The sequence below is a fragment of the Pseudomonas sp. NPDC089407 genome (genome assembly GCF_044900445.1).
In the GTDB taxonomy this organism is placed as follows: domain Bacteria; phylum Pseudomonadota; class Gammaproteobacteria; order Pseudomonadales; family Pseudomonadaceae; genus Aquipseudomonas.
In genome coordinates, this window is the sequence record NZ_JBJDNB010000066.1 from 1 (window position 1) to 382 (window position 382).

Annotated in this window: 1 protein-coding gene and 1 pseudogene; both read left to right on the forward strand. The window is 53.1% G+C overall.

Annotation, left to right across the window (positions count from 1 at the left end):
- Positions 1 to 111: pseudogene (locus tag ACI2KG_RS28830) on the forward strand (elongation factor Tu); the annotation flags it as partial.
- Positions 112 to 252: 141 nt separating this feature from the next.
- On the forward strand, positions 253 to 382 hold a 130-nt coding region (locus tag ACI2KG_RS28835; protein WP_404664232.1), incomplete at its 3' end, for a 30S ribosomal protein S10.

The following is a 382-nucleotide window of genomic DNA, read 5'->3' on the forward strand; positions in this document are numbered from 1 at the left end:
ATGACTGTTACCCTGATCAAGACCATCGCAATGGAAGACGGTCTGCGCTTCGCTATCCGTGAAGGCGGTCGTACCGTCGGCGCCGGCGTCGTAGCCAAAATCATCGAGTAATCACTCGACCGATTGAAAAAACCCCCGCTCAGCGGGGGTTTTTTTTATTGGGTTGACACTAAATGGGGGCGTCTATAGAATCACGCCTCCTTTTAGCGGGCGTAGTGCGTCCGTTGGGAACAGCCTGGAGTCTGAAATCCAATGCAAAATCAGCAAATCCGTATCAGGTTGAAGGCTTTCGACCATCGCCTGATCGACCAATCCACCCAGGAAATCGTGGAAACCGCGAAACGTACTGGTGCACAAGTGCGTGGTCGAGTTCCACTGCGTG